The organism is Telluria sp. AZSoR62 (assembly GCF_058111565.1).
The window spans coordinates 1-515 of record NZ_JBYTST010000062.1; the positions used below are offsets into that span (position 1 = coordinate 1).

Sequence of the window (515 nt, forward strand, 5' to 3'; positions counted from 1 at the left end):
GGTGTGGAGAGCAGTTTGGTGAGTTCTCGGTCGATGAGTTCGAGATGTGGGCGTTGGACGGTGACGGCCGGCTCGTGACGTAGGGCGAGGATGCCGGGGCTGGTGGTGTCGTTGATGGGGATGCCTTTGCGTGCGCATGCTTCAGCGAGTTTGTCGCGTAGGTACTGCTTGTCGGCCGCTGGTAGCGCGCGCCAGGCTCCTCCATCGAACGTGCTCATGGTTACTCCTTGTCGGGTTCTTCGTCGGCTTCGATCACTGGGTGGGGTTGTCGGTCAGCGAGTTTGGTGAGCAGTGTTTCCACTTGGACGTCGAGTTCGGTCCGTGAGGTGATGGAGATGTCTGCGCGGCTGGGTGCTCCGAGTCCGAGGAGTTTGATTTGTCGGTCGAGTATTCGGAGGCATGTTTCGGATGCGTGGCCGTCGCCGCGGATCGCTTTGACGTACTGCGGGCGCCAGAGTGCGTCGAGTCGTTCGAGGGCGATGGTGAGGGCTTGGTCGGCGAGTTCGGCTCTGCGC

General features: G+C 61.7%; 2 protein-coding genes. Both read right to left on the reverse strand.

All coding sequences use genetic code 11. The features are described from left to right. A partial coding sequence (locus AC3XQU_RS22860; RefSeq protein ID WP_489876450.1) for a hypothetical protein occupies positions 1-218 on the reverse strand: 218 nt, incomplete at its 3' end. Positions 219-220: 2 nt separating this feature from the next. After that, a partial coding sequence (locus AC3XQU_RS22865) for a hypothetical protein (protein ID WP_489876451.1) occupies positions 221-515 on the reverse strand: 295 nt, incomplete at its 5' end.